General features: G+C 41.9%; 20 protein-coding genes and 3 tRNA genes. 14 read left to right on the top strand and 9 right to left on the bottom strand.

Annotated elements, in window-relative coordinates; all coding sequences use genetic code 11:
* Positions 1-14 precede the first annotated feature (14 nt).
* Entirely contained in the window at positions 15-545 is a 531-nt protein-coding gene (locus G509_RS0109040; protein WP_026991233.1) for an RNA methyltransferase, read from the bottom strand.
* Between the two features lie 266 nt (positions 546-811).
* The gene (locus G509_RS21765) at positions 812-1222 is read right to left on the bottom strand and encodes a hypothetical protein (protein WP_051200083.1); all 411 of its coding nucleotides are present in this window, start codon (positions 1220-1222) and stop codon (positions 812-814) included.
* Between the two features lie 185 nt (positions 1223-1407).
* Between G509_RS21765 and mutS the strand changes: the two genes are divergently transcribed.
* From mutS to G509_RS0109065, 4 genes are all read left to right on the top strand, one after another.
* Positions 1408-4014: a DNA mismatch repair protein MutS gene (mutS, locus tag G509_RS0109050; protein ID WP_026991234.1), complete on the top strand. Its 2607-nt coding sequence runs from the start codon at positions 1408-1410 to the stop codon at positions 4012-4014.
* A gap of 146 nt (positions 4015-4160) precedes the next feature.
* Positions 4161-4233, top strand: a tRNA-Gly gene (locus G509_RS0109055).
* A gap of 16 nt (positions 4234-4249) precedes the next feature.
* Positions 4250-4335 (top strand) — tRNA-Leu (locus G509_RS0109060).
* A gap of 178 nt (positions 4336-4513) precedes the next feature.
* Positions 4514-4586: transfer RNA gene (locus G509_RS0109065), tRNA-Gly, on the top strand.
* Between the two features lie 116 nt (positions 4587-4702).
* Here the strand turns inward: G509_RS0109065 and G509_RS0109070 are convergent.
* From G509_RS0109070 to G509_RS0109090, 4 genes are all read right to left on the bottom strand, one after another.
* Positions 4703-5188, bottom strand: coding sequence for a hypothetical protein (locus G509_RS0109070; protein ID WP_026991235.1), 486 nt, complete (start codon positions 5186-5188; stop codon positions 4703-4705).
* 651 nt (positions 5189-5839) lie between these two features.
* Complete coding sequence (locus tag G509_RS0109080) at positions 5840-6364, bottom strand: hypothetical protein (RefSeq protein WP_026991237.1); 525 nt, start codon at positions 6362-6364, stop codon at positions 5840-5842.
* 140 nt (positions 6365-6504) lie between these two features.
* Positions 6505-6708: a hypothetical protein gene (locus G509_RS23535; protein ID WP_026991238.1), complete on the bottom strand. Its 204-nt coding sequence runs from the start codon at positions 6706-6708 to the stop codon at positions 6505-6507.
* Positions 6709-6934: 226 nt separating this feature from the next.
* Positions 6935-9067, bottom strand: coding sequence for a S46 family peptidase (locus tag G509_RS0109090; protein ID WP_026991239.1), 2133 nt, complete (start codon positions 9065-9067; stop codon positions 6935-6937).
* Positions 9068-9207: 140 nt separating this feature from the next.
* On the opposite strand from G509_RS0109090, the gene G509_RS0109095 reads away from it, so the two are divergent.
* The 7 genes from G509_RS0109095 to G509_RS0109125 all read left to right on the top strand — a co-directional run bounded on the left by G509_RS0109095 (position 9208) and on the right by G509_RS0109125 (position 14865).
* The gene (locus tag G509_RS0109095) at positions 9208-9897 is read left to right on the top strand and encodes a response regulator transcription factor (protein WP_026991240.1); all 690 of its coding nucleotides are present in this window, start codon (positions 9208-9210) and stop codon (positions 9895-9897) included.
* Positions 9894-11264, top strand: a complete 1371-nt coding sequence (locus G509_RS0109100; RefSeq protein WP_026991241.1) for an ATP-binding protein — start codon at positions 9894-9896, stop codon at positions 11262-11264. The genes G509_RS0109095 and G509_RS0109100 overlap by 4 nt, the downstream gene beginning before the upstream one ends.
* A gap of 127 nt (positions 11265-11391) precedes the next feature.
* Positions 11392-12717 (top strand): hypothetical protein, encoded by a 1326-nt coding sequence (locus G509_RS0109105; RefSeq protein WP_131450750.1) that lies wholly within the window; start codon positions 11392-11394, stop codon positions 12715-12717.
* A 10-nt stretch (positions 12718-12727) separates the two neighbouring features.
* Complete coding sequence (locus G509_RS0109110) at positions 12728-13132, top strand: Dabb family protein (protein ID WP_026991243.1); 405 nt, start codon at positions 12728-12730, stop codon at positions 13130-13132.
* Between the two features lie 47 nt (positions 13133-13179).
* Positions 13180-13656, top strand: coding sequence for a cupin domain-containing protein (locus G509_RS0109115; protein ID WP_242604886.1), 477 nt, complete (start codon positions 13180-13182; stop codon positions 13654-13656).
* A 121-nt stretch (positions 13657-13777) separates the two neighbouring features.
* Entirely contained in the window at positions 13778-14350 is a 573-nt protein-coding gene (locus tag G509_RS0109120) for a Crp/Fnr family transcriptional regulator (protein WP_026991245.1), read from the top strand.
* 80 nt (positions 14351-14430) lie between these two features.
* Positions 14431-14865 (top strand): carboxymuconolactone decarboxylase family protein, encoded by a 435-nt coding sequence (locus G509_RS0109125; protein WP_026991246.1) that lies wholly within the window; start codon positions 14431-14433, stop codon positions 14863-14865.
* A 51-nt stretch (positions 14866-14916) separates the two neighbouring features.
* Here G509_RS0109125 and G509_RS21770 read toward each other — a convergent pair whose 3' ends face one another.
* Both G509_RS21770 and G509_RS0109135 read right to left on the bottom strand, forming a co-directional pair.
* Positions 14917-15369 (bottom strand): GNAT family N-acetyltransferase, encoded by a 453-nt coding sequence (locus tag G509_RS21770; RefSeq protein WP_242604885.1) that lies wholly within the window; start codon positions 15367-15369, stop codon positions 14917-14919.
* A complete protein-coding gene (locus G509_RS0109135; protein WP_026991247.1) occupies positions 15350-16594 on the bottom strand; it encodes a 3-deoxy-D-manno-octulosonic acid transferase in 1245 nt (414 codons plus the stop codon). Before G509_RS0109135 ends, G509_RS21770 begins: the two co-directional genes overlap by 20 nt.
* A 102-nt stretch (positions 16595-16696) precedes the next feature.
* Here G509_RS0109135 and G509_RS0109140 point away from each other — a divergent pair, with 102 nt between their 5' ends.
* The 3 genes from G509_RS0109140 (at position 16697) to galE (ending at position 19377) form a co-directional block, all read left to right on the top strand.
* Positions 16697-17827, top strand: coding sequence for a DegT/DnrJ/EryC1/StrS family aminotransferase (locus G509_RS0109140; RefSeq protein ID WP_026991248.1), 1131 nt, complete (start codon positions 16697-16699; stop codon positions 17825-17827).
* A complete protein-coding gene (locus tag G509_RS21775; protein ID WP_035738792.1) occupies positions 17827-18249 on the top strand; it encodes a hypothetical protein in 423 nt (140 codons plus the stop codon). Before G509_RS0109140 ends, G509_RS21775 begins: the two co-directional genes overlap by 1 nt.
* Before the next feature lie 111 nt (positions 18250-18360).
* On the top strand, positions 18361-19377 hold the full coding sequence (galE, locus tag G509_RS0109150) for a UDP-glucose 4-epimerase GalE (RefSeq protein WP_026991249.1): 1017 nt from the start codon (positions 18361-18363) through the stop codon (positions 19375-19377).
* 280 nt (positions 19378-19657) lie between these two features.
* On the opposite strand, the gene fabD is transcribed toward galE, so the two are convergent.
* Entirely contained in the window at positions 19658-20539 is an 882-nt protein-coding gene (fabD, locus tag G509_RS0109155) for an ACP S-malonyltransferase (RefSeq protein WP_026991250.1), read from the bottom strand.
* Between the last annotated feature and the right edge of the window lie 91 nt (positions 20540-20630).

A 20630-nucleotide genomic window follows, 5' to 3' on the forward strand; every position in this document is an offset into this window, starting at 1 on the left:
TAACTACTGAAACGTTATAGTGCCGTTTTTTTAAACAAATCCCAGACTACTATTCCGGCAGAAACCGAAATGTTGAGGGAATGTTTAGTTCCTAACTGCGGAATTTCGATAGTGCCGCTGCATAGATCGATAGCTTCTTGTGCTACGCCTTTAACCTCATTACCAAACACTAACGCATATTTTTTGCCATTTATGGGCTCAAAATCCTGTAAAAATACAGAGTTTTCTACCTGCTCTATAGCTAAAACCTCAACATCCTGGTTTTTAAGCGATTTTATTACATCAATAACCTCTTTTTGATACTCCCAATCTACCGTTTCGGTGGCGCCAAGGGCAGTTTTGTGTATTTCTTTATTGGGTGGGGTGGCGGTAATGCCGCACAGGTATATTTTCTCAACCAGGAACGCATCGGCCGTTCTAAAAACCGACCCGATATTATGCAGGCTCCTTACATCGTCTAAAATTATAATAATAGGCGTTTTAGCCGCTTCTTTAAATTCTTCGGTGTTTTTGCGGTTCAGTTCGCTGTTGGCTATTTTTCTCATAAAGGCAGTACATTTTGAAGCTGCAAAATTAAGGCAAAATTAAAGAGGATTTTTAGATTGTTGGATAATTAGATGTTTAGACGGAATTGAATTTAATAAGATTTTAGGTTGTTAGTATATTAGATTTAGAGTGAATGGATTTCTCAGTAACTATTGTCTAACAATCTAATTATCCAACAATCTATAAATCGACGCTGAGTATAGTGCAAAAAAATAACCGCTCTTCTCCCAGAGAGCGGTTATCGGCATAAGAAATAGTTGTGTAATTAAGATCTCTTAGTGTCTGCCTTTTTATCTACGGGTTTTTTAGGTCCCTGGTTTTTTTGATTGCTTTTCCACTTCGTGTATTGCTCATCAGTAAGTATGCCTTTCATTTTTTTATCGGTAGCCGCCTGTTCTTCTTTCATTTTAGCTTCCATAGCAGTAGCATCCGGTTTTTCGCCTTTTTTGCCGCCTTCGGGCTTGTTGCTTTCCCTTTTCTTTTGCTCTTCGGTATAAAAAGCTTTAACCTTAGCTTGCTGTTTGTCGTTAAGGCCAAGCTCTTTGGTCAGGTTTTTTGCCTGCTCATCGGGTGTTATTTCGGTCTTAGGCTTGTGGCCTTCTTTTAGCTCTTTTTTATCCTGTGCAAAACCGGCAACACTGGCAAGCAGTAAGGCTGCCATTACAAATTTTTTCATTGATCAAGATTTTGTTTTTAATTGATAGCATAAAGATACCTGTAACCCCGGTGCCTAAATTATAATTGAGGTAAACCCATAAATAAATGCGGTTAATAAATGGTGTATAATGGGTAGGGGTCAACCCTGTATTTTGCCATTTTTTTTGATTAATTTCGCCACCTACACATTAAATACCTACAGCTTTGGCATCTAAAGAAAAAACAGTAAAAGAAACCCCGTTAATGAAACAGTATAACGCAATTAAGGATAAGTATCCTGATGCGTGCCTGCTGTTCAGGGTGGGCGACTTTTATGAAACCTTTGGCGAAGATGCCGTGCGTGCTGCCGGTATTTTGGGTATTACCCTTACTAAAAGGGGCGCAGGCAGCGAGACCGAAACGGCGTTGGCGGGTTTCCCGCACCACTCGCTAAACACCTATTTGCCTAAACTGGTTAAGGCCGGTTTGCGTGTGGCCATCTGCGATCAGCTGGAAGACCCAAAAATGACCAAGACCATAGTAAAGCGTGGTGTTACCGAGTTGGTTACCCCCGGTGTATCTATGAATGATGAGGTGCTGCACAGCAAATCCAACAACTTTTTGGCATCGGTATATTTCGGCAGAAAGATATTGGGTATTTCTTTTCTGGATGTTTCTACCGGCGAGTTCTTAACCGCGCAGGGTAATGAGGAATATATAGACAAGCTGCTGCAAAACTTTAGCCCAAGTGAGGTATTGGTTGCTAAAACCGAAAAAGCCAATTTTAAGGCCGCTTTTGGCGATGACTACCATACCTTTTACCTGGAAGACTGGGTGTTTAAAGAAGATTATGCTTTTGAAAGCCTTACATCGCACTTTGGTACCAACTCCCTTAAAGGTTTTGGTGTAGAAGAGCTTCACGAAGGTGTTATAGCCAGTGGTGCGGTGCTGTATTACCTTAGCGAAACACAGCACAACCGCGTACAGCACATTACTGCCATACAGCGTATTGCCGAAGATGCCTACGTGTGGATGGACCGTTTTACCATACGTAACCTCGAACTGTACCAAAGCAACAACCCCAATGCGGTTACATTGCTGGATGTTATAGACCGTACACTAAGCCCTATGGGCAGCAGGCTGCTTAAGCGCTGGCTGGCCCTGCCGCTTAAAGATGCCAACAAAGTAAGGGCACGCCATGAGGTGGTGGCCTACCTAAAAGAAAATAAAAGCATACTTACCCGCATACAGCAGCAGATAAAACAAATATCCGACCTGGAGCGCCTTATCTCTAAAATTGCTACCGGCAAGGTGTCGCCGCGTGAGGTGGTTAACCTTAAAGACTCTTTAGAGGCTATTGTGCCTATAAAACAATTGGCGCTGGAAAGTAAGAACGATGCGCTTAAAGCCATTGGCGACAGCCTGCATGCCTGCGAATTGCTGCGCGAAAAAATTAAGACGACCCTTAACCCCGAAGCACCCGTTGCCATAAACAAGGGTAACGCCATTGCAAAGGGCATCCACCCGGAGCTTGACGAGCTTAGGGCAATAGCCTATTCCGGCAAAGAATATTTAGAAGGTATCGAAAGGCGGGAGTCGGCCGCTACGGGCATCTCATCGCTAAAAATATCATTTAATAATGTGTTTGGATACTATATCGAGGTGCGCAACACGCATAAAGATAAAGTGCCGGCAGAGTGGATACGTAAACAAACACTGGTAAATGCTGAGCGTTATATTACAGAGGAGCTTAAAGAATACGAGACCAAAATTTTAGGTGCCGAGGAGAAGATCCACCACCTCGAAACGCAGCTGTTTGAGCAACTGGTGGTATGGATTGCTACTTACATTAAACCGGTGCAGCTTAACGCCAGCCTTATTGCACAGATGGATTGCCTGGCATCGTTCGCGCAACTGGCTATAGAAAATAAATACGTTTGCCCGGAAATAGATGATAGTTTTGACCTCGAAATTAAAGAGGGCCGCCACCCGGTTATAGAAAAACAGCTTCCGGTAGGTACGCCCTATATTACCAACGATGTTTTCCTGGACCGGGAGTCGCAGCAGTTGATTATGATTACGGGGCCCAATATGTCGGGTAAATCGGCCATACTGCGCCAAACTGCATTAATTGTACTGCTTGCGCAGATGGGCAGCTTTGTGCCGGCGCAAAGCGTGCGCATGGGCGTGGTAGACAAGATTTTTACAAGGGTAGGGGCAAGTGATAATATTTCGATGGGCGAATCGACCTTTATGGTGGAGATGAACGAAACCGCCAGTATTTTGAACAACCTGAGCGATCGCAGCCTTATTTTACTCGACGAAATTGGCCGTGGTACCAGTACATATGATGGTATTAGCATAGCCTGGGCTATTGCAGAGTTTTTACACGAGCACCCTGCAAAGCCTAAAACACTGTTTGCCACGCATTACCACGAGCTTAACGAAATGCAGGATATTTACACCCGCATACAAAACTTTAACGTATCTGTAAAAGAGTTAAAAGATACCGTGCTGTTTATACGCAAGCTTGTAAAAGGCGGCTCTGCACACAGTTTTGGTATCCATGTGGCAAAGATGGCCGGGATGCCGCAAACTGTTATACAAAAGGCGCAAAAGCTGCTTAAAAAGCTGGAGAAAGACCACAGCGGCGAGGCACTGGGCAATGCAAAGGCTTCGGCTAAAGACGAGCTGCAGCTAAGCTTCTTTAACCTGGACGACCCGTTACTGGAAGAAATTAAAGAAGAGATAGTAAACCTGGATATTAATACCCTTACCCCGGTAGAGGCCCTGATGAAGCTAAACGAGATTAAACGCATGCTGGTTAAATAGCCTGTAGAAAGTTTGGCTTTTTAAGCTAAACGTTATCAGAAAGTTATGATTTAGTTGGAATTTTTTTATCGAAAACGCTTGCAGGACTCAAAATATGTCTTACATTTGCAGCCGTAATAATAACACAACACGTTCTTATACTTAATGCGAAAATAGCTCAGTTGGTAGAGCGCGACCTTGCCAAGGTCGAGGTCGCGGGTTCGAATCCCGTTTTTCGCTCAGAATCTACTTTTATGCTCGAGTGGTGGAATTGGTAGACACGCTGGACTTAAAATCCAGTGGGTAGTAATGCCCGTGCGGGTTCAAGTCCCGCCTTGAGTACAAGTTTTTTTAAAAGCCTTAACTTTGTTAAGGCTTTTTTTATGCCTTTTAGTTTTGTAATAAACAGTGTGCCTGCACCTGTAAATTATTGAACTTTTGTTGTTGCTAATGTTTGCAAATTTAAAAATAAGTATTACATTTGCAGCCGTAATAAACGCACCAACGTTTATTTATTAATGCGAAAATAGCTCAGTTGGTAGAGCGCGACCTTGCCAAGGTCGAGGTCGCGGGTTCGAATCCCGTTTTTCGCTCAAAATTATTTAAAAGCCTCAACGCAAGTTGAGGCTTTTTTTGTGGGTTTGGTTTTCGGAAGTGGCCTGTTCTTACTGATTTGATAGTGCGGATTGCAAATCCGCACTATCCGGATTTAATACAATTCTCCTTCTTGTATTAATCTCTTCCCTTCTTTCATGTTTTGTGCTATATATTTACCGTCTATGTAATAATGGCCTAATAGTTTTTTGCATTCTTTGCTGCCATTTTCTGCACCTAAAATGAGGTAACTAATTGCTAATTTTCTTTTAGAAATGTCTAAATCGTCCAGGTTTCTGTAATTGCTTCGGTGGTAGTAGTCGGTCAGGGTATAATAGCTGTCTAAATAGGCTTCGTGATATTTGTGTTTTTTAGCCATTGTGGATGCTACCGTGTAAAAATTTGGATCATTAGGCGAGTCCATGTATCCGATGCTTAACTGGTGGTAGGCAATTGTGTCTCCTTTTGTTAAAGCTAATTCCTTTAACTCGTTTTGAGAAATGCCTGACTGGTTTAAAGAAAAGGTTTCTGTTTTACTACAGCTGCCTAAGATAGTAATTAAGGCGGTTGCCCAAACGGCATTGATTATTGGGCTTTTCATATCCTACTTGTTTAAACTGTAATGTTGGCTCAAGGGGTGCAGATTGCGACTCGTACTTCTGTATTCTTTGCCAGCAAGGATTGCAAATCCGCGCTATCCGGGTTGCTCGCTATCGTAGTTGTAAATTTAAGTTATTATATTCATTTTAATAAACTCAAAATCCTGCTCGCTTATAAATTTAATTGTAATGGAATATTTAGAAAACAGTATGCTGTTTTTTGTTGAAAAAACCATGTTCATGGTTCCGTTTGAATGTCGGTGTATTTTTTTTATATAATATTTAATCCAGAAATCAGAATCTTTACTGTGGTCATTACAAATGATAAAAGGTCCATTTGAATGGCTGTTAGAGGTATTGGTTCCGAAATAAATATAGATATGGTTTTTTTCGACATGCATGGTCATACGTGTCGGAAGGCTTTCATTTCGTTCCAGAAAAAAACTTCGATTGGTTATGTGTGATATTTGTAAATCAGGAAATGTTTTATAATCAGCAATAGATAACAGCCTATTACTTGCATTTTTGGCATCTTTCCTTATCTTTAAATAAATATATACTATAAAAGCTAGTAGTAGTAATACAACAGCTATTTGGATATAATACATAGTCTTTTTTATTTAATTTGAGTTTTGAAAATCTAATCCAAACGATTAAAAATTTGCGGTCATTTTAGGTATAACCCTAAAATAACTAAGCGCAAAGAAAATAGTGATCAGCAGTGCCATTGCTCCAAGTATTGCACATAACAGCATAGCTATAAAAGAAAATGTTGATGTGTATTCTTTTATTATAAAAGACAGGTGTGGTGAGGCGGTTTTTCTGTTATTTATCGAAATAGAGTAATCTCCTGCCTGGTTAGCGATAAAATAGCAATAGTCTTCTGTAATTTTGCTGTTTTTAATGCCTCTGTGTCTCAGTAAGGCTTGGTAAATATCGGCTTTTTTATTGTCTCTTAGGTTAATAACGGTAATAGAGATTTTGTTTACTAACTCTGCTCCAATTACCTCAACAGTATATTTACCGGTCTTTGCCAACAAAAAGATATGCTTTTCAGTATCTGCAAAAAATGAGGCTATAATTTTAGTCTTATAAAAGCGTCTGTAATTATAGGTCGCCAAAAGTATAAGTAAAAGGCCTGCTGCTAACAAGTAGAAAAAATTAAAGTAATTATCCATAAAATGTTCTTAGGGTCTGGCTCTCTGCTTGGTTGTAGAAGTCTGATTGTTTAATGAAGTAAAGTAGGTTGGGTGTGTTAACTAACTCCATAAAAAAAGCCCCGCAATGCGGAGCTTTTATACTTTTAGCTTTTAACTAATTACTGAGCTGGTGTAGTTTCAGTAGTTGTAGTTTTAACTGTATCAACAACTGTAGTGTCAGCAGTAGCTGGAGCAACTGGCTCAGCAGGAGTTTCAACAACTGTAGAATCTACTGTAGTTTCAGTAGTTTCAGTTTCAGTTTTTTTACATGATACAAGAGATACAACAGCTACAAGAGCTAAGCTTAAAACAACTTTTTTCATCTTACTAAATTATAAAGGTTAATTATTAATTCGGAGCAAAGATATAAATTTTTTGATATGTCATAATAATTATGAACAAAATTTTTGTAAATCTTTTAACGCTGGTATTCAGAATATTACGTAAATCGTTTGCGTTTTTTAACTAATTTCTCAACAATATGTTAGTAACCCTGTCTTTAATTGTTTGTTGTGCAATAAAATAAAATTCAAAATGCATGGTTAAACGCTACTTTACAAGCTTCATTTCCTTAACCAAATGGCCTGCACCGGCATATTTATCTATTATAAAGAGCACATACCTAATGTCTACCATAATGTTGCGGCAAATACTTGGGTCGTAATGTATATCGCTCATGGTGCCTTCCCAAACACGGTCAAAATTAAGGCCAATCAGGTTGCCATTTGCATCTATAGCCGGGCTGCCGGAGTTACCGCCTGTAGTGTGATTAGTGCCTATAAAACAGACCGGCATTTTGCCCTTTTCGCCATACTGGCCGTAGTCTTTCTTATTATATAGGTCTATTAGCTTTTTAGGCACATCAAACTCATAATCGCCCGGTACATATTTTTTAATTACGCCGTCTAAATAGGTTTGGGCATCATAATACGTGTCATCTTCGCCCGGTTTGTAGCCTTTAACCTTGCCATACGTAACCCTAAGGGTGCTGTTAGCATCGGGAAATAAGCGTGCATCTTTAGGGCTAAGCTCTAAAATAGCTTTCATGTACGTGCGTTGTAACGATGCTATTTTAAGGTTTATCTCATCATACTTAGGTGTTACTTTTTTCTGGTAGGCCTCAGCAAGTATTTTTACAAATTTGTAACCATCATCGTCATTTAGCTTTGCTATAACGGCACCCGGGTCTCCCGCCATAAGGCTCCTAACACCCTCTATGCTGGTTAGCTTAGAATTCTTATAGATTTCGGCAGTAAGCTTTTTAGCATCGACTTTTAAAAACTCCCTTGGTAAAAACCTGTCCGGCGATTTTGTAAAGTAAAGCGTTATAAGCTGCTCAAAAATTTTGGCATCAACATCTTTATTAAAGTCCTTATAAATATCTTCAAAAGAAGCCAGGGCTTTCTCGGCGCGGTCGCCAAAAGTTTGCGATCCTTTGGTTTTTAGCACCTGCTCTAACTGAAACAGCCTGTAACCTACATTAAGCAATTCGGTATTTCTAATAACTACCTCGTTAAAATAATCGCGGGCAAGGGCAAAAGGCTCCATGCCGTTGTAATAGCGGTCAAACTCTTCCAGCAGCTTGCCATATTCGGCTTCTTTACCGGCTTTTTTAACCCACTCGGCAAATTCTTTTTCGTAGGCCTTTTTAAGGTCTACTGCATTGGTTTTTTTAAGGCCCTGGGTTTCGCCAATCCACTTTTTCCAGTAGTTGGCAATGCTGGCGTATTTAGCGGCATACTGAATTTTTATGGCCGGGTCCTTACGCATAAAGCTGTCGGCTACCTTAAGGGCAGCATCCCTAATTTCTATTTTTGCAGGGTTAAGCACCTCAACAATTTGCTTAACCGCAACGGCAGGCAGGTACTCTGTAGTACGGCCCGGGTAGCCAAATACCAGGGTAAAATCGTCTTCTTTAATACCTTTTAACGATACGGGGAAGTAATACTTTGGCACATACGGCACGTTGTCTTTGCTGTAAGCCGCAGGGCGGTTATCTTTACCGGCATAAATGCGGAAAAGCGAAAAATCGCCGGTATGGCGTGGCCACACCCAGTTATCGGTATCGCTGCCAAATTTACCTATAGACGATGGCGGCGCACCCACAAGCCTTACATCTTTAAAGCTCTCGGTAACAAATAGCATGTACTGGTTGCCCTCGTAAAAAGTACGAATGCTGTTGTCCTGCCATTTTTCTTTAGGCAATGTTTTGCTTAGGTTAGAAATGTTATCCTGAATTTTTTGTACCCTGTCTTTCTCGGCAAGGTTTAATGTGCCATCCAGTACTTTGGTGGTAACATCTTCTATGCGCACAATAAAAGTAACCTCAAGGCCCGGGTTGGGCAGCTCGTCGGCCTGGGTCTTAGCCCAAAAGCCATCGGTAAGGTAATCGTGCTCTATGGTAGAGTGGCTTTGTATCTCGCCAAAACCGCAGTGGTGGTTGGTAAGCAAAAGCCCCTGAGACGATATTACCTCGCTTGTGCATCCGCCGTTAAACTGGGGTACACCGTCTTTCATGCTGGAGTGGTTAACATCATAAATATCCTGAGCGGTCATTTTCATGCCCAGGTGTTTCATTTCTTTTTCGTTCATGCCCTTAAGGAGCGATGGTATCCACATGCCGCCCTGCTGTGCAAAAGCGGGCAAGGCAAGCAATACAATTAGCAAGCGTAGTAATCTCATAGTATAAATTATATTAGCGCCCGCAAGATACAACTATCTTATAAAAATTTGGTTTTAGAGGTGCCTGTAATTAGGTTAACGCGGTTATTGGCACATTAATTGGTTTAATAGCGGTAATTTTGCATTTTAAATTGCAGCGCATGCACATACTTATTATAGAAGACGATAAACGGGTTGCCGAGCTGATACAGCGTGGCCTTGCCGAGCAGGATTTTACCAGCGATATTGCTTATGATGGCCTGCAGGGCATGAAGCTGGTACTGCAAAATGAGTACGACCTGGTTATTACCGATATTATATTGCCTAAACTCGATGGGCTTGATTTGAGCCGTGAAATTCGCGGACTTAAATCCCAGATGCCCATTATTATGCTTACCGCCCTGGGCACTACCGATGATAAAATTGAGGGTTTTGATGCCGGTGCCGATGATTATATGGTTAAGCCTTTTGAAATGCGCGAACTCCTGGCACGCATGCGTGTGTTGCTAAACCGCTACAAAAGTATTGCCGGTGCCAGTGCCAACAGTTTTGTTTTAAAACTGGATACGCTGGAAATGAACCTGCACTCTAAAATTGTAAAAAGGGATAATAAGGAGATTAACCTTACCCCAAAAGAATTTAAGCTTTTGGAGTACATGATGCAGAATACCGACAGGGTACTATCGCGCAACGAAATTGCCGAAAAAGTTTGGGATACCCACTTTGATACCGGTACCAATTTTATTGATGTGTATATTAATTACCTGCGCAAAAAAGTAGATAAAGATTTTGATAAAAAACTCATTCACACCAAATCGGGTATGGGGTTTATTTTAAAAATTGAAGAATGAAAATTACCCTTAAGCTTACTATACTGTTTACCATTATAACTGCCGGCATTGTGTTTTTATTTGCCGCCGTTATTTACAATTATGCCAAACAGGACCGCGAAGAAGAGTTTTACCAGCGTATAAAAATAAAGGCTTTTGTAAAGGGCGAATTGCTTTTTGATGCCAAGGCCAGTGCACAGACCTTGCAGGAAATTCATAAGAACAACCTTAGGGTAATGAATGAGGCCGAAATTGCTATTTACGACCAGGATTTTAACCTGCTTTTTCACGACAACCAAAAGAGCGACCTGATTAAGGAGACGCCCCAAATGCTGCAGGAAATTTTAGAGAAAGGCGAAATCCAATTTTATAAAGGCAAGTGGCAGGCCGTGGGCGAGCGGTATACCTTTAGGGGCAAGCATTATCTTATTACGGCCATATCTTACGATCATTACGGGTATAATAAAATAGACAATATGTACAATCACATGGTGTATGCCTACATTATATCTATTGTGGTAATATGTTTTTCGGGGCTGTTTTTTTCTATCAGGGCGTTTGCACCGGTAAAAGATATTACCCGTAAGGTAAATAAAATAACGGCCAGCAAGCTCGATGTGCGGCTAAACGTTAATGGCAGTAAAGACGAACTTTCGGCATTGGCCAATACCTTTAACCAGATGCTCGACAGGCTGGAGAGTTCTTTCGAAACCCAGAAAAGCTTTGTGTCTAATATTTCGCACGAGCTGCGCACGCCACTTGCTGCAATAATTGCCGAGTTGGAGCTTTCTTTATCCAAAGACCACACCACGCAGGATTACCGCGATGCTATAAGCAATACACTGGATGATGCCAAGCGTTTGGTGCGCCTGTCTACAAGCCTGTTGGATCTGGCACGTGCGGGGTATGATAAATCTGAGATATCGTTTAAAAGCATCCGTGCCGATGAGGTGTTGCTGGATGCCCGACAGATAGAGCAGCAGGCTAACCCCAACTACCACATTAATATCGATTTTGATATTGATGCCGATGACGACCAGGACATAACCATAATGGGTAACGAATATTTACTCAAGGTAGCCTTTGCCAACCTGTTTAATAATGGCTGTAAATATTCGCCTAACAACCAGTGCAGCGTAAAAATTCAATACACTAACAGCGCTATTGTATTGCAATTTAGTAACGAGGGCGAGAACATTCCTACCGAAGAACTGGCCACTATATTCAAGCCGTTTTTTAGGGGTTTTAACCAGCAAATGGCTTCCGGTAACGGTATTGGGCTGTCGTTAACCCAAAAAATCATACTGTTGCACAACGGTACTATCTCGGTTACATCTACAGGCGGAATAACAACTTTTACAATATCGCTTCCTTTAGAAGTATTCTAATAAAATTCTAATTTTTTTCTATTTAATCTCTAATACCCTTCAGGGGTATTTAGGGAGACCTTTGTACTGTATTTAATGCTAAGCATTAAAACGGTCACTGAAAAACAATAGATAATCATTAGAAAAAATGACACTTAGGAAATTAAGTTTCTTGTTCTTATTAGGTGCTTTGTGCATGTTTAAAGGTAGCGCACAAACTACCGATTTTAAAAATCCCGCCTTAAAATATTACCTTAACCCCGAGAAGACCCGCTTTATACAATTTAGCGGTTATATGGAGTTCTGGGCACGTTATACCGAGCTTAACCCCGGCAGTAAAATTAACGACGACAGGCAAAACAGCTCTTACGATTTTTCAATCAGGCGTATCCGTGCAAAAATGACCATGCGCCCTACTGAGAATCTAACGGTAGTGCTGCAAATGGGTCCGTCCAGCGTTAACGTTAACTCTAAATCCAATACTTATATGGATTTACTTGATGCTTACGCCGAATACAAATTCAACAATTACATATCTGTAGGGGGTGGGCGCAGTACCTGGACGGGGCTCTCGCGCTTTTCAACCGGTCCAATGGCTACACTATTGTACGATATGCCTGCTTTTGCTACGGCCAATGCCGGTTCTACCGATGTTACCGTTCGTAAACTGGGCGTGTATGTAAAAGGCCAGGTAGGCAGGCTGGATTATAGGGTAGCCGTATCCGACCCGTATACAGATGCTTCATCGGCACCAAAACTTAACCAGGCTGTTTTTAATACCGATGCTGCCCACCAGCTGGTAAGCGGCTATTTTAAATGGCAGTTTATGGATAAGGAAAGTAACGAAACACCATTTTCGGCAGGAACCTATCTTGGTAAAAAAAGCGTGTTTAACATTGGTGTAGGTGCAGAGTTTATGGATGATGCCCTTTGGCATACCAACAGTGCCGGCCAAAATGTGCACGACAATATGGTTAACCTTGCGGTAGATGCCTTTTATGATGTGCCTATTAACAAAGACCGCGGTACATCGTTTAGTGCCTACGCCATTGCAATGCGTAACGACTATGGCCCTAACTACGTAAAAGTAACAGGCACCAGTAACCCTGCAACGGGTGTAGATGCTGCATCGGGCACATTTAGCGGTGCGGGTAATGCCTATCCGTTAATGGGTACGGGCGATACCTACTATGCCCAGTTGGGTGGCACGCTGCCTTACTTTAACAAAGATAAAAACACCATGCAGTTGCTTCCGGCAGCATCGGTACAATACTCAAAATTTGATGCCCTTGCAGATGCTATGGTGGTTTATGATGCCGGTGTAAGCCTGCTGTTTAACGGCCACTCGTCTAAACTTACGTTTGATGCGCAACGCCGCCCTGTGTTTGGCGGTACAGAGGGTGCCAACCTGGAGCCATCGGTATCGGGACACAAAATGATGTACCTATTAAAATACAGAATAGACTTTAACTAAATACAACACTATGCAACGACGAAATTTTATTACAGGCACTGCAGCTGCAGCCCTGGCAAGCGGAATACTTAGCAAAACGGTTATAGACGAGATTGCACCCGCAAAACAATTTTACAACCATTACCTGTTGTTCTGGCTTAAAAAAGACCTTACTGCACAGGAGGTGGCCAACTTCCCGCAATTTTTTGAAGAGCTGGGCAAGCTTCCGTACCTAAAATCAATTCATTATGGCGGACCGGCTAATTCATCGCCACGAAAAGTACTGGATAACAGCTTTAGCTACAATGTGGTAATGACTTTTGATAGCCTCGAAGACCTGGAAACCTACGGCAAGCTGCCAAAACACTTAGAGATAGTAAAAAAATACAGTGTGTACTGGGATAAAATGCAGGTACACGATTCGGTTCTTAAATAATTTCAAACAAACATAATTTATACATCAAAATGAAAAAAATGTTCTTTATGGCTGCACTAACCCTGCTTACCGCAGCTACAAGCATTAATGCTACTACAACAACTATTGGTGGTGGCGATAAAACTAAAAAGGCTAAAGCTAAAAAAGCCGATGCCGATAAAGAAAGCTACATTAAAGCCATAAGGCTGTACAACCTGCCCGATGGTACCTGTACTTTTGAAGAAGGTAAAATACCCAACAAAACCAACATGGATGTTAAAACCTTTTTTGCCCAGACACATGTAGATGATTACGAAAAAGTGGCTCACGCAGCACCACGCATGCAATATGTGGTTACGCTTAAAGGCAAGCTTAAATTTAAAGTTAGCAACGGCGATACCTTTATTATAGAGCCGGGTGTAGTGCTTGTAGCCGAAGATACTTTAGGCAAAGGCCATAGCTGGGATTTGGTTAAGGGCGAAAAATGGGAGCGTCTTTACATACCACTTAAAGACGGTGCCGAAGATCATTTTATAAAAAATTAAGATTGGTTTTTTTGTTGGTTTATTTATGTAGCCCGGGGCGTTGTTTCCTCGGGCTACTTGTTTTATATAGTTGGGCATGCTGTTGTTAAAAACAGTAAATTTGGGTAAAAATCAGGTAGCAATGGTAGCGCAACTTATAGCCCATATAGAAAAGCAGGTAACGCTTAGCGCGGAAGATAAAGCCTTTATGGAAGAGTTGCTTGCGCCAACATTGTTAAACAAAAAGCAGTTTTTATTTAAAGCGGGCGAGCCGTGCCGCGCCAGATATTTTGTGCTTGAGGGTTGCCTTAGATTGTATATTACCAACTCTAAGGGTACCGACCAGATGATACAGTTTGGTATTAACAACTGGTGGATTACCGATTATATGAGCTTTAAAAGCAAAAAACCGTCGGTGTTTAATTTGCAGGCGGTAACTAATGCCACTATCATTGCTATAAACGAAGCACAACAGGAAGAATTGCTGACTAAAATTCCGCAGTTGGAACGCTATTTCAGGCTGGTGTTAGAAACGGCTTACGGGGCATCGTTAATGCGGTTCAATTATATCTTTAATATGTCCGGCGAAGAGCGTTACCGTTTCTTCAGCAACCTGTTTCCTGATTTTGTACAGCTTGTGCCGCAATACCTTATAGCCTCTTACCTTGGGGTTACTCCCGAATTTTTAAGTAAAGTAAGGGCTAAAAAGGTGTAGTGTGTTTTCTTAATCAAGATTAAGTTTTTTGATGGGTGTATGATAGAAATTTGTATCAAACAAATTAAAACACCATAGTCATGAAAACAAGAATGAATTTATTTGCAGTAGAAAAAGAAGGATACCAGGCCATGCTTGCTTTAGAAAAATACCTTGCCGCTACAGAGCTTACTAAAATACATAAAGAACTTATTAAAATAAGGGCATCGCAAATTAACGGTTGTGCCTATTGCCTTGATATGCACACTAAAGATGCCCGCAAATATGGCGAAACAGAGCAGCGCATTTACACTGTTAGCGCCTGGAGAGACACGCCGTTTTTTAGTAAAGAAGAGCAGGCTATACTGGCGTTAACCGAAGAGGTTACCCTGATTGCAGGTCATGTTTCTGATGCTACTTATAACGAAGCCGTTGCCGTACTTGGCGAAAAATATACCGCCCAGGTTATTATGAATATTGTTGTAATAAACAGCTGGAACCGTATAGCCATAACCACAGGCATGATGCCGGAGTAAAGCTGATTTGTATTGAATAAAAAATGCCCAAAACATAATTTTGGGCATTTTTTATTTTGTTACCAAACGCATCAACCCGCGTTTGTGTACCGTATAGTTGTTAGAAAGGTACAGCTTACGCGCTGCCTCGTTATGGGGCTCAATTTCCAGATAAATAATTTTAATAGATAAAGCTTTGGCCTCTTCGGCAATAAAATCGAGTGCCAGTTTGCCCAGGCCTGCACCGCGCGCTTCCGGCGAAACAAACAACTCATCTAAAAAGGCAATGCGCCCCTGGTATTCAAAACTAAAAACAAACGTAAGTATTATATAGCCGGCGGATTTGCCATTGTGTACAATAACCCAACCACGGCCAAGAGAGTCGTTTTCTATAAATTCTAAAAACAGGCCTTTGCTAACCGCTGCATCAATAGGGTAATTATCTATGGCATAAAACTCCTGCATCATGGCAACTACGGCAGGGGCATCAGTAGCGTCGAAGGGTTTAAAGGTGGTCTGCATCATTACTAATATGGTTCATTATAATGTTTACCGCACCGCGGTTCATGCTTACAAAAGTACCGGCGGTGTGCCCGGTTTCCCAACGGTAATCGTCGTTATAAATTAGAGATGACAGGGCGTCTTCCATCTCCGTCTTATCTTTAACGGCAATAACGCCGCCCATTTGCACGAGTGCTACCGCCTCAGGAAATTTCTGGTGATTGGGCCCTATAATTATCGGCACGCCAAAAGCGGCAGGCTCTAAAATATTATGCAGCCCGGCAGTGCCAAAACCACCGCCCACATAAGCCACATCGGCATAGCTGTATATCTTGCCCAGTATACCAATGGTGTTTACAATTAAAACCGAATATTCTGCCAGGTTCTTACCCTCTTTTTCGGAGAATAGAACCGTGCTTTTGGTAAGCCTGTTCTTAATATCGTTTATGTGGTCTTCGCCCAAAGTGTGCGGGGCGATAATAAATTTCACATCTACAGATGCATTAATAAAAGGCAGTATAAGCGCTTCATCTTTCGGCCATGAGCTGCCAAGTACCACAGTTGTTTTTCCGTTAATGAACTCTTCTATAAAAGGCAGGTTGTTATCGCGGTTAAGTATTTCGCTTACGCGGTCGTAACGGGTATCGCCGCTTATGGTAACGTTAGTAAAACCAATCGATGCTAACAATTGCTTAGAGCTGTCGTACTGTACAAAAAAGTGGTTAAAGGCCTTAAAAGCCTCACGGTAAAAACCACCGTACCATTTAAAAAATGCCTGGTTAGGCCGGAACAATCCAGATATAAGGTAGGTAGGGGTATTGTGTTTTTTAAGTTCGTTAAGGTAGTTGGGCCAAAACTCGTACTTAATAAAAAATGCCATAGATGGATGTACCAGTGCTACGAATTTTTTGGCATTTGCCAGGGTATCTAAGGGCAGGTAAACCACTACATCGGCGGTTTTGGTGTTCTTTCGGATCTCGTATCCTGATGGCGAAAAAAACGTAAGCACTATTTTATGGTTGGGGTGCAGCTGCCTCATTTTTTCCATAATGGGCAGGCCCTGCTCGTATTCGCCTAACGATGCGGCATGAAACCACATGGTCTTATCAGCCGGGCTTATGTTTTGCGCCAAAACCTCGAAAACGTTTTTACGGCCCTGCACAAAAAGCCTGATCTTTGGGCTAAAAAGCGCAACGATTTTTAGGGCAAAACTGGCAATGTGGGTAAGCAGGCTGTACAGTAAAAACATAGGTAAAATATTGGAGTGCTAAATTACATACTTTATACCATTTTGATTGGTGCAGAGTTATTAAATTAGTAGTTTTGCGTTGATTTAATTAATTTCAGAATAATGAAAAAAATCCAGATGGTCGATCTTAAAGGCCAGTATGAAAGTATAAAAGATACCGTAAACACTTCTATTCAGGAAGTATTAGATAACACAGCATATATTAACGGGCCTCAGGTTCATAAGTTTCAAAAAGACTTGGAGCAGTACCTTGGCGCAAAGCACGTAATACCGTGTGCTAACGGTACCGATGCCCTGCAGATCGCCATGATGGGCCTTGGCCTTAAGCCCGGCGATGAGGTTATTACAGCCGATTTTACTTTTGCCGCTACGGTAGAGGTTATTGCCCTGCTACAACTTACCCCCGTTTTGGTAGATGTAGATGCAGATACCTACAACATTTCTATAGATGCTATTAAAAAAGCCATTACGCCAAAAACTAAAGCCATTGTTCCGGTGCACCTTTTTGGCCAGGCGGCTAATATGGAGGCTATTTTGGCAATTGCCAAAGAGCACAACCTTTATGTTATTGAAGATAACGCACAGGCTATTGGCGCCGATTATACTTATGCCGACGGCTCTAAAAAGAAGGTGGGCGTTATTGGCGATGTAGCCTCTACGTCGTTCTTCCCGTCTAAAAACCTGGGCTGCTATGGCGATGGTGGTGCCATTTTTACTAATGATGATGCCCTTGCACACACCCTTAGAGGTATTGTAAACCACGGCATGTACGAGCGTTACCACCACGATGTTGTGGGTGTAAACTCAAGGCTGGATAGTATTCAGGCGGCGGTGCTTAACGCAAAACTGCCTTTGTTAGATGGTTACAACCAGGCCCGCCAGCAAGCAGCTGCCAAATACAGTGCTGCCTTTGCAGGCCATACTAATATTGTTACCCCGGTTATAACCGGTACTATAGATAGCCACGTGTTTCACCAATACGTATTAAGGATTCTTAACGCCGACAGGGATGGCCTTATGAAACACCTGCTTGATAAAGGCATACCATGCGCTATTTACTACCCAATTCCGTTACACAGCCAAAAGGCCTACGCCGATGCCCGTTACAACGAAGCTGATTTTCCGGTTACCAACCAATTGGTAAAAGAGGTTATAGCGTTGCCAATGCATACCGAACTGGATGACGAGCAGATTAAATTTATTACCGATAGCGTAATAGAATTTCTTGCATAATGCAAAGCAGATTCAATAAAATATATTCAGGTATCAGGCAGTGTTTCTTAATACTGCCTGCTGCCTTTTTGTTTACAGGTTGTGCAAAAAACGATGCTTTTGCCGAGCTGGAAGATATATCTGTACAAATGAACAAAACCTGCCCTATGGTTATTGATAGCGGCACACGTTTAGACAGTACAGCTGCCAAAGAAACCCCCTTAACGCTTATTTACTATTACACGGCTACAACCGCTAATGTAGATGCCCTGCCGGATAATGTAGAAGAGGTTAAGGTACAGCTTAAGCAAAAGGCACAGGATAACCTGGATACCAACCCGGCTATGGAAACCTTTAAAAAAGGCAACGTTGCGCTAACCTACGATTACCGCGATAAAAACGGCAGGCACCTTTTTAACTATACCGTTTCGCCAAAAAAATAGATCAGGTTTTAATAGGTTAAAACTGTAATAAATCGGTTTATTAAACGTTTCCTTTAACAGTTATAACTATTTGCAGAATCGGATTAACCAACAATCGAAAAATCTAAATAGATGAAAATACTTGTTACCGGCGGCCTGGGCTTTATTGGTTCGCATACAGTGGTTGAACTTCAAAACGAAGGTTTTGATGTAGTTGTTATAGACGACCTTTCTAACTCGTCTGCAGAAGTGGTAGACGGCATTGCTGCCATTACGGGTAAAAAGCCCGATTTTGAGCAGATTGACCTTAGAGATAAGGCGGCTGTACAAAGCTTTTTCAAAAAATATAATGATGTAGATGGCGTAATACACTTTGCAGCTTCTAAAGCTGTTGGAGAGAGCGTACAAAACCCATTACTGTATTACGAGAACAACTTAGGTGCTTTAGTATACATCCTTCAGGAATTACAGAAAAAAGATGCGGCTAATTTTATATTCAGCTCATCATGTACCGTATACGGTCAGGCCGAAAAAATGCCCATTACCGAAAATGCCCCTATACAGCCGGCTATGTCGCCTTACGGCAACACCAAGCAAATAGGCGAAGAGATTATTCGCGATGTGGTTAACGTAAGCAACATCAACGCCATATTACTGCGTTATTTTAATCCGGTTGGGGCACACCCATCAGTCAATATTGGCGAATTGCCACTTGGTGTACCGCAAAACCTTGTGCCATTTATTACACAAACGGCTATTGGCCTGCGTGAGCAGCTATCGGTTTTTGGCGATGATTATCCAACGCCCGATGGTACCTGCGTGCGCGATTACATTCACGTTGTAGACCTTGCCAAAGCACACGTTACGGCTCTTAAAAGGCTTACGGATAAAAAGAATACCGATAAAGTTGAGGTGTTTAATTTAGGTACCGGTAACGGAAAATCAGTGCTCGACGTTATTAAGGCATTCGAAAAAGCATCGGGCAAAAGCCTTAACTATAAAATAGTGCCAAGAAGGGAAGGCGATGTTACTGAGGCTTACGCCGATACTACCAAAGCTAACGATGTACTGGGCTGGAAAGCCGAATTATCGTTAGACGAAGCCCTTGCCTCTGCCTGGAAATGGGAACAGAAGGTACGCGGTAAGTAGTTTGCAGTTTACAGTGGTCAGTCACAGTATTCAGTGTTCAGTGTTCAGTCGCAGTTTTACAGTCGCAATTTCAGTTTCACATGAGTTTGTCATTCTGAGCGCAGCCTGCCTGCCGATAGGTAGGCGCAGCGTAGTCGAAAAATCTCAAATATAAAAAATCCCAAGTCCATTACTGGCTTGGGATTTTGTTTTTATGTGGGGTTCAGTTAAAGCAAATCACTGAAAAATGCGACTGAACACTGAATACTGTGACTGACCACTGAATACTGCAAACGGAATACTAAACTCCTGCAGATGCTGTTTCTGCTTCTTTGTTTATCTTTTTTACTAAACCTTGCAGTACATTGCCCGGGCCAACTTCTGTAAACAGGGTAGCACCATCGGCAATCATGTTCTGCACACTCTGTGTCCATTTTACAGGAGCAGTAAGCTGAATGATAAGGTTGCGTTTAATTTCATCGGCATCGGTAACCGCTGTTGCAGGTACGTTTTGGTATACCGGGCAAATTGGTTTGGTAAACGTGGTTTGCTCTATGGCAGCAGCAAGCTCTTCGCGTGCAGGCTCCATCATAGGGCTGTGGAAAGCACCACCTACAGGCAGTATCAAGGCCCTTTTAGCACCGGCAGCTTTCATGGCTTCGCAGGCGGCTTCTACGGCAGTAGTTTCACCAGAAATTACCAGCTGGCCCGGACAGTTATAATTAGCCGGTACAACAACACCATCTATTTGTGCACACACATCTTCTACAATTTTATCTTCAAGACCTAAAACGGCAGCCATAGTACTTGGCGTAATTTCGCAGGCCTTTTGCATGGCAAGGGCACGTTGCGAAACCAGTTTAAGTCCGTCCTCAAAAGTTAAGGCACCGGCAGCTACAAGCGCGCTGAATTCGCCTAACGAATGCCCTGCAACCATTTCGGGCTTAAAGCTCTCGCCCAACGTTTTTGCAAGTATAACCGAATGTAAAAATACCGCAGGCTGTGTAACGCGGGTTTCTTTAAGCTGGTCGGCAGTGCCTTCAAACATAACATCTGTTATCCTGAACCCTAATATATCGTTGGCTTTTTCAAACAATTCTTTTGCCTCGGCCGAGCTTTCGTAAAGTTCTTTACCCATACCCGTAAACTGGGCGCCCTGCCCGGGAAATACATATGCTTTCATACTATTGTGTGTTTTTGCTTATTTGTGACTGCAAAAATAATGTTTTTTATGTATTTGGCGAGAGTTGATTGAGATTAGCATGTTAGACCCT

It is taken from the genome of Flavobacterium subsaxonicum WB 4.1-42 = DSM 21790, assembly GCF_000422725.1.
Lineage (GTDB): Bacteria > Bacteroidota > Bacteroidia > Flavobacteriales > Flavobacteriaceae > Flavobacterium > Flavobacterium subsaxonicum.